This is a genomic window from Streptomyces sp. NPDC057424, from assembly GCF_042803315.1.
Taxonomy (GTDB): domain Bacteria; phylum Actinomycetota; class Actinomycetes; order Streptomycetales; family Streptomycetaceae; genus Streptomyces.
This window is the reverse complement of record NZ_JBHVCP010000050.1, coordinates 20,806-28,104: the sequence shown is the minus strand read 5'-3', so window position 1 is coordinate 28,104 and position 7,299 is coordinate 20,806. Positions and strand designations below refer to the sequence as shown.

Below are 7,299 nucleotides of genomic sequence, written 5' to 3'. Positions count from 1 at the left end.
TAGAGCGCCTGCATGGCATGCAGGAGGTCAGGAGTTCAATTCTCCTTAGCTCCACGTCAAGATCCCGTTCCCGGTCAGGGGGCGGGATTTTTCGTGCTCCGGCTTGAGTCACTCGGGCCGGCTGAGGCGTATACCTCTACGGCCCCGCCGGGTGCCGTGTCCGGACTGGTGCTGAGGCGTCGCTGACCGTATTGGTCCGGCCGTGGCAGAATCAAACGGCCGGAAGGGGGCGCGGCCCGACGGGAGGAGTAGCGATGCCTGCGAGCATCCTCGAGGAGGTCGACCACCTCCTCGAAGCGGCGTTCACACGGGACATGTCCACCCGCCTCAGCTGCCCTTCCTGTGGTTCCGCGCACGTGGCCCAGATGCTCGGCGACAACGGCGGGGTTTCCTACGTGTGCACGGCCTGCGGCCACAGCTGGAGCTGATCGATGGGTGCACACAGGCGGAAGTGCGACTGGTGCGGCAGCGGGACTCCGATCGTCCGTGACATGGAACCGATCAATCCCGACTACCAGTACTGGTGCGAGGAATGCGCGCGGGCGCTGATCATAAAAGGCGACCCGATCGAGACGTATCGCGAGTTGGAGGGCGAGCCGATCTACGGCCGGCTTCTGGAGGAGCACTGCACGCTCAAGCGGTTCTATTCGTTCGTCACGGCCTGAGCCCGCAGAGTCAGTGCAAACCAGACATAGCGGGCATCTCTGTGCGAGGTGAAATCGATTTGGTGTTGGGCCCGATGGGCCAGTAATGTTGGCGTCGCCGCCGGGGAAACCCGGAGCGGCACTGGCAAGGGGCTATAGCTCAGTTGGTAGAGCGCCTGCATGGCATGCAGGAGGTCAGGAGTTCAATTCTCCTTAGCTCCACAGCAGATGAGAAGGCGGGCCATCCGATTCGGATGGCCCGCCTTCTTTGTGCATGTCGTCCGTACGCGCTCACGGCGGGCCCCACCGGGGGAGCCCGCCGTGCGGGTGTTCAGCGGCCGAGAGCGCGGCGGCCACGGCCCTGGGAGAGGACCGGGAGGTTGCGGGACGGCGCGCCCTGCGCGCTCCCCTCCTCGATGCGCAGCGCCAGCGCCGGACAGCGGCGCACCGCGCGTAGAGCTTTGGCCTCGGCGTACCGCGGTACCTGCGCCTGCGCCACGGTCGGGAAGCCGTCGGCGCCCAGCTGGAACACCTCGGGGAGGATGTCCGCGCACAGCCCGTGGCCCCGGCACAGCGTCCAGTCGACGTAGATCTTCTGGCGGCTGGGGCCGTTCTCACCGGAATCGCCGCCGCCCGGGATGCCGGTGGGGGCCCTGCCGCCCTCGAAGAGCGGCAGAACGCCCTCCACGGGCCGTCCGCAGCCGTTGCCGAGGACGTGGGCGGCCAGGTCGTCCGTGAACGCCTTGATGGTCGACTCCAGGAACATCGCGGAGCCGTCCGGGTGCGAGCACGCGCCGCGCCGCTTCACGTTCTTGGCGACCTGCTTGAGCGCCTCCAGGGCGGCCGGTCCGCCGCCGTTGAGGATGTCCTCCAGGCCGCGCGCGGCGGCGGGCAGGCCGAGGTAGCAGGGGCCGCACTGGCCCGCGCTCTCCTCGGCCAGCCACTGCGCCACCCGCAGTGACTCGCCCAGCGGGCAGGTGTCCTGAGTGATCGGCAGAATCGCGCCGGCGCCGAGCGCGCCGCCCACCGCGTCCAGGGAGTTGCGGGAGACGATCGCCTCGTTGACCGTCGCCGCGTCGATCCACTTGCCGTGGTAGCCGCCGGTGAGCACGCCCTGCGGTACCGGCGGCGCGCCGGCGAGCTGCAGGACGTACCGCAGCGGTACACCCGTCGGGACCTCGATCACCATGGGGCGGGCGACCGCGCCGGAGACCGTGAGCATGACGGTGCCCGGCTCGTCGTACAGGCCGGTGTTGCCGTAGCGCTCCGGGCCGATACGGGCGGCGATCGCCAACTGGGCGAAGGTCTCGGCGTTGGACAGCAGGGTGGGTGCGCCGCCCACGCCGTTCTGCGAGGCGCTGACCTTGCGGCCGGACGGGATGGCCGGGCCGCCGTCGATCGAGCGGACCAGCGACGCTGCGGCACCGGTGACCATGCGGACCGGATTGCGCTGGACCCGCGCGCGCAGTGCCGAGCGGCGTCCGTTGCTGAGGCCGCGTTCGGCGAGTGCGGCCTCCATGGACCGCTGGGTGGACTCACGGGTGACCCCCACCACGAGCGTGCGGGCACCCAGGGCCTCGGCGCACAGCAGCGCGCCGTCCAGGATCAGATGAGGAGCACGGTTGATCAGGACCGTGTCCTTGCGGCAGGCCGGTTCGTCCTCGCTGCCGTTCACGACGACGACCGGCCGGACGCCGCGCTTGATCGCCGCCTCGGCGACCGAGCGCAGCTTCTTGTGGAAGGGGAAGCCCGCGCCGCCGCGGCCCTTCAGGTTGATGCGTTCGGCGAGTTGCGCGAGCTGTTCGCCGCCCATCGGCTCGAGCGGCCCGTGCACCTTGAGGTGCATGGGCAGATCAAGCCGATCGACAAGGTCGAAGCCCGACGTGAGCTGGGGAAGGCCGACCACGCGGACTTCGGGTACGTCGGGCAGGGCCTCGTTCACTTAAAGCCTCCGGAAGGCGTGTTCCAAGGTTCGCCCGAGCCCGGAGCGTCGAAGTCATAGGACGCACCGGGCGTTGTTTCAGTGGCGGGACCGCTGTTGTACGTGTCGTTCGGGTAGTACGTGCCGGAGGCGGCGTTCGTCTCACCCGTGTCGTACACGTCACCCGATCCATAGCCGGAGGCGCCTGGATTGCCATAGGCCGGGATGCTTTGCCCGGTGTCCTGCAGGGGGTCGTAGGGCGGGATGTTGAAGCCCGTGTCCTGCAGCGGGTCGTAGGCCGACGGCGGGGCCTCGCCGACCGGCGGCGGGGACGGTATCGGCCAGTTGCCCGAGGTGCTGGAGGGGCCGTCCACGGTTGGGAGACTCTCGGTGGGCTGCATGTCCAGCGGCAGCTGCATGCTGCTGGTCGGCCCGGGCGCGAAGGCCTGCTGGCCCTGGGGCGGGCCCGAGACGGCCCGGTAGGCGGCGGCGAAGCCGTTCGCCGGCTCCTTGGCCGCGGGGCGTTCCGCCTTCTCGTACAGCGGCCCCGACGGGGATGCCGTGGGACGCGCGGGCGCTTCCCGGCCCTCGTAGCCGGGCAGCGAGAAGCCGCTGCCGCCGCCGCTCGCGGCCCGGGCGCGGCTCTCCTCCAGGTCCCTGCGGCCCTGGCCCTCACCGGGGCCGATCAGTGAGGCGATCTTGTCGGAGATCTTGCGCTTGACCGGGCGCGGAGCCGCGCGCAGGGCGAGGGCACCGGCCACTCCGACCAGGGAGAGGCAGTACAGGATGACGAAGATCGGCTTGGCCGGGCGACCCGCGTAGAGGCCGTGGACCAGGGCGGCGCACCAGGCCGGGTAGGCCAGCATGTGCATGGCCCGCCAGCGTGCCGCTACGGGCGCGGGGGACGCGAAGCGGTTGCGCAGGGCGCCGGTGACGCCCACGAAGATCATGAGCATGCTGGCCAGGGTGCCGAGGCCGACGAGGAACGACCGGCCCATGATCTCGTCGTTGCCGTTCTCGCTGGCGAGGAGCCCGAAGGGGACGAACACCGCGACCCATGTGGTGTGGGCGAGTGCCAGTTTGACCCCGATGTGCACCAGCAGGAAGACGATCGAAGCGATGGCCGTGACCCGGTGCACGCCCTGTGCCAGGATGCGCCTGCGGGTGTCCAGGAGGGTCCGGTCCTGGGCGACCAGTCCCCAGATCACCGAGCAGGTGAGGAGTACGAGGGACAGCACGCCCGCGCCGAAATCGAGGAACTCGGCGAACGTGTCGTCAACCGTGGAGTCGTAGTTCGTCGTCACGGTCGACCTCCCCGCATCCCGGTAACCGGGTGTAGCGGGGCGTTACTGCTATGAGGGTTCATGGGGGCAACTCCGAGCGGTTCGGGAAAGCGGTCCCGCTGCCGCACTCTAAGCCGGAGCCATACCGATGGGTACGAGGTTTGAGTGATTGCGTTGTTATCAAAGGACAATGTGGCTGCTGCGATGTCCCTTAGTGGCTGTTACGCGAAGTAACTATTGACCTTGGTTCAGCTTTTCGGGCGCCGCGGGGGCCCCGGAAGCGCGTCGCGACGCGCTGAGGGCCTGCGGTACCCTAGCGCCATGCGTGCCGTACGCCTTCTGCTTAGCGGGCCGCGCTGATCAGTCCCGGCCACCGGATGAGTCGAGTGGCCGGCATCGGCGCGGCGTCCCCTCCTGTGTGAGGGGATTTTTCGTTTCTCGAACCAGACAGCCGCAGGCAGAGACGATCGATGGAGCTTTGAGGATCATGAGCGAGACGAACCCCGCCGCCACCTCCGAGGTGGCGGCGCCGCACCGCTACACGGCCGCCATGGCTGCCGAGATCGAGGCACGCTGGCAGGACTTCTGGGACGCCGACGGCACCTACGCCGCCCCCAACCCCAAGGGCGACCTGGCCGGTGACCGGGAGATCGTCACCCGCCCCAAGAAGTTCATCATGGACATGTTCCCTTACCCCTCCGGAGCGGGCCTGCACGTCGGCCACCCCCTGGGCTACATCGCCACGGACGTCTCCGCGCGCTTCCAGCGGATGACCGGCCACAACGTCCTGCACACCCTGGGCTTCGACGCCTTCGGCCTGCCCGCCGAGCAGTACGCGGTGCAGACCGGCACGCACCCGCGCGCGTCCACCGAAGCCAACATGGAGAACATGAAGTCCCAGCTGCGCCGGCTGGGCCTGGGCCACGACAGGCGCCGGTCGTTCGCCACGATCGACCCGGACTACTACAAGTGGACCCAGTGGATCTTCCTGCAGATCTTCAACTCCTGGTACGACCACGACGCCGGACGCGCCCGCCCGATCGCCGAGCTGGTCGCCGGGTTCGAGTCCGGTGAGCGGCCCGTACCCGGGCACACGCGCGCGTGGAGCGAGCTGAGCGCCGCCGAGAAGGCCGACGTCCTGGGCGAGTTCCGGCTGGCCTACGCCTCCGACGCGCCGGTCAACTGGTGCCCCGGGCTGGGCACCGTGCTGGCCAACGAGGAGGTCACCGCCGAGGGCCGCTCCGAGCGCGGCAACTTCCCGGTCTTCAAGGCCAAGCTGCGCCAGTGGAACATGCGCATCACGGCCTACGCCGACCGGCTGCTGGAGGACCTGGAGGAGCTGGACTGGCCCGAGGCCATCAAGCTGCAGCAGCGCAACTGGATCGGCCGCTCCGAGGGCGCCCGCGTCGACTTCCCCATCGACGGCGAGCGCATCACCGTCTTCACCACCCGCCCCGACACCCTGTTCGGCGCCACCTACATGGTGCTGGCGCCCGAGCACCCGCTGGTCGAGAAGTTCACCCCGGCCGCATGGCCGGAGGGCACCCACGAGGTGTGGACCGGCGGCCACGCGACCCCGGGTGAGGCCGTCGCCGCCTACCGCGCCCAGGCCGCCTCCAAGTCCGACGTCGAACGGCAGGCCGAGGCCAAGGACAAGACCGGCGTCTTCATCGGCGCGTACGCGACCAACCCGGTCAACGGCGAGCAGGTCCCGGTCTTCATCGCCGACTACGTCCTGATGGGCTACGGCACCGGCGCGATCATGGCCGTCCCGGCCGGCGACCAGCGCGACTTCGAGTTCGCGCGCGCCTTCGAGCTGCCGATCCACTGCATCGTCGAGCCGACCGACGGCCGCGGCACGGACACCGCGACCTGGGAGAACGCCTTCGCATCGTACGACGCGAAGATCATCAACTCCTCGAACGACGAGGTCAGCCTGGACGGCCTGGGCGTGACCGAGGCCAAGGCCCGCATCACCGAGTGGCTGGAGCGGTCCGGCGTCGGCGAGGGCACCGTCAACTTCCGCCTGCGCGACTGGCTGTTCAGCCGCCAGCGCTACTGGGGCGAGCCCTTCCCGATCGTCTACGACGAGGACGGCATCGCCCACGCGCTGCCCGAGTCGATGCTGCCCCTGGAGCTGCCCGAGGTCGAGGACTACTCGCCGCGCACCTTCGACCCGGACGACGCCGACACCCAGCCCGAGACGCCGCTGTCGCGCAACGAGGAGTGGGTGAACGTCACGCTGGACCTGGGCGACGGACGTGGCCCGCGCGCGTACCGGCGTGAGACCAACACCATGCCCAACTGGGCGGGTTCCTGCTGGTACGAGCTGCGCTACCTGGACCCGCACAACTCCGAGAAGCTGGTCGACCCCGAGATCGAGCAGTACTGGATGGGTCCGCGCGAGGGCCTGCCGCACGGCGGTGTCGACCTGTACGTCGGCGGCGCCGAGCACGCCGTGCTGCACCTGCTGTACGCGCGCTTCTGGTCCAAGGTCCTGTACGACCTGGGTCACGTCTCGTCCGCCGAGCCGTTCCACAAGCTGTTCAACCAGGGCATGATCCAGGCCTACGTCTACCGCGACAGCCGCGGCATCGCGGTGCCGGCCGCCGAGGTGGAGGAACGCGAGGGCGCCTACTACTACCAGGGCGAGAAGGTCTCCCGGCTGCTGGGCAAGATGGGCAAGTCCCTGAAGAACGCCGTCACCCCGGACGAGATCTGCGCCGAGTACGGGGCCGACACGCTGCGCCTGTACGAGATGGCGATGGGCCCGCTGGACGTCTCCCGGCCGTGGGACACGCGCGCGGTGGTCGGCCAGTTCCGGCTGCTGCAACGGCTGTGGCGCAACGTCATCGACGAGGCGACCGGCGAGGTGACCGTCGTCGACGCCGAGGACGCCGTCATCGACGAGGAGACACTGCGCGCCCTGCACAAGGCGATCGACGGGGTCCGCGGTGACCTGGAGGGCATGCGCTTCAACACCGCCATCGCCAAGGTCACCGAGCTGAACAACCACCTGACCAAGGCGGGCGGGGCCGTGCCCCGCCCGGTCGCCGAGGCCCTGGTGCTGATGGTCGCGCCGCTGGCCCCGCACATCGCCGAGGAGCTGTGGCGCAGGCTGGGGCACACGGACTCCGTGGTGCACCAGGACTTCCCGGTGGCCGACCCGGCGTACGTGGTCGACGAGACCGTGACCTGCGTCGTGCAGGTCAAGGGCAAGGTCAAGGCGCGACTGGAGGTTTCGCCGTCGATCTCCGACGACGAGCTGGAGAAGGTCGCGCTGGAGGACGAGAAGGTCGTCGCCGCGCTGGGCGGTGCCGGGATCCGCAAGGTGATCGTGCGCGCGCCGAAGCTGGTGAACATCGTTCCGGCGTAACCGGCAGGAGCCGCGGACCGCTCTCGGGGTGGTCCCCTACGGGCAGGTTCGGGGTTCGTCCGGAACTCCGCACCT

At 69.5% G+C, this 7,299-nt stretch carries 5 protein-coding genes and 2 tRNA genes (1 of these 7 only partly in view); 5 read left to right on the top strand and 2 right to left on the bottom strand.

Annotation, left to right across the window (positions count from 1 at the left end; translation table 11 throughout):
• The 4 genes from ACFU3E_RS30020 to ACFU3E_RS30005 form a co-directional block, all read left to right on the top strand.
• Positions 1-54 (top strand) — tRNA-Ala (locus ACFU3E_RS30020) (it extends 119 nt beyond the left edge of the window).
• A 200-nt stretch (positions 55-254) separates the two neighbouring features.
• On the top strand, positions 255-428 hold the full coding sequence (locus ACFU3E_RS30015; protein ID WP_351632836.1) for a hypothetical protein: 174 nt from the start codon (positions 255-257) through the stop codon (positions 426-428).
• A gap of 3 nt (positions 429-431) precedes the next feature.
• Positions 432-665, top strand: a complete 234-nt coding sequence (locus tag ACFU3E_RS30010) for a hypothetical protein (RefSeq protein ID WP_006136074.1) — start codon at positions 432-434, stop codon at positions 663-665.
• 128 nt (positions 666-793) lie between these two features.
• Positions 794-866 (top strand) — tRNA-Ala (locus tag ACFU3E_RS30005).
• A gap of 109 nt (positions 867-975) precedes the next feature.
• Here the strand turns inward: ACFU3E_RS30005 and ACFU3E_RS30000 are convergent.
• Positions 976-2,586: an NADH-ubiquinone oxidoreductase-F iron-sulfur binding region domain-containing protein gene (locus ACFU3E_RS30000; protein WP_384165068.1), complete on the bottom strand. Its 1,611-nt coding sequence runs from the start codon at positions 2,584-2,586 to the stop codon at positions 976-978.
• On the bottom strand, positions 2,583-3,869 hold the full coding sequence (locus tag ACFU3E_RS29995; RefSeq protein ID WP_384165065.1) for a cytochrome b/b6 domain-containing protein: 1,287 nt from the start codon (positions 3,867-3,869) through the stop codon (positions 2,583-2,585). The genes ACFU3E_RS30000 and ACFU3E_RS29995 overlap by 4 nt, the downstream gene beginning before the upstream one ends.
• Positions 3,870-4,335: 466 nt before the next feature.
• Here ACFU3E_RS29995 and leuS point away from each other — a divergent pair, with 466 nt between their 5' ends.
• Entirely contained in the window at positions 4,336-7,224 is a 2,889-nt protein-coding gene (gene leuS / locus ACFU3E_RS29990; RefSeq protein WP_384165062.1) for a leucine--tRNA ligase, read from the top strand.
• Positions 7,225-7,299: the final 75 nt, after the last annotated feature.

Excerpts from the sequence above, each read along its gene's own strand:
- ACFU3E_RS30015 (WP_351632836.1), top strand. The coding sequence starts at position 255 with ATGCCTGCGAGCATCCTCGAGGAGGTCGACCACCTCCTCGAAGCGGCG.
- ACFU3E_RS30010 (WP_006136074.1), top strand. The coding sequence starts at position 432 with ATGGGTGCACACAGGCGGAAGTGCGACTGGTGCGGCAGCGGGACTCCG.
- leuS (WP_384165062.1), top strand. The coding sequence starts at position 4,336 with ATGAGCGAGACGAACCCCGCCGCCACCTCCGAGGTGGCGGCGCCGCAC.